The organism is Nonomuraea aridisoli (genome assembly GCF_003236395.1).
Classification (GTDB): Bacteria; Actinomycetota; Actinomycetes; order Streptosporangiales; family Streptosporangiaceae; genus Nonomuraea; species Nonomuraea aridisoli.
Genome location: NZ_POUD01000641.1, coordinates 1 through 556 on the forward strand (window position 1 = coordinate 1; position 556 = coordinate 556).

Genomic DNA, 556 nt, shown 5'->3' on the forward strand with positions numbered 1-556 from the left:
ACCCGGACGCGGACCTCGCCGCCCGAAACGGCGCCGACGCCGAACGCAGGGTCGCCGGGCAGGGCCGGGATGGCGCTGATCGTGGGATCGCCGAGCGGGCCCGTGGTGGCGCTGAGCGTAAGGTCGCCGGGCCAGGCGGTGATGACGGCGGTCGGGGGACTGCTGGGCGAGGCGATGACGCCGGTCGCGGGACTGCTCGGCGAGGGCGTGAAGAGGCTGGTCGTGAGGTGGCCGCCCACGGGTCCGACGCCGGAGTTGGGGCCGCGTCCGGGGCCGACCCGGGTGTTGAGGCCGAGATCCGGGAGCAGGGGAGTGCCGGTCGCGGGCGTGGGCGGCGTACGCAGGATCGCCGGGCGGCTGAGCGGCGGGCACAGGACGTGCGGGCGGCCGAGCGGGCGCAGGATGTGCGGGCGGGTGAGGAGACGCCGCTCGGTGTGGTGGACGCTGAGGCGGTGGCGGCCCGTGAGGCCGGCGTACCGATCAAGACTGCTGAGAGTCGCAGGCCCGCTGCCGGGAAGCCGATCGACACCGAGGCGCTGCGGCGGCTGAGGAGGCT

1 pseudogene is annotated in these 556 nt (G+C 75.9%); it reads right to left on the reverse strand.

The window, feature by feature from the left end:
- Nucleotides 1-556 (reverse strand): annotated as a pseudogene (locus C1J01_RS50960) (hypothetical protein); the annotation flags it as partial.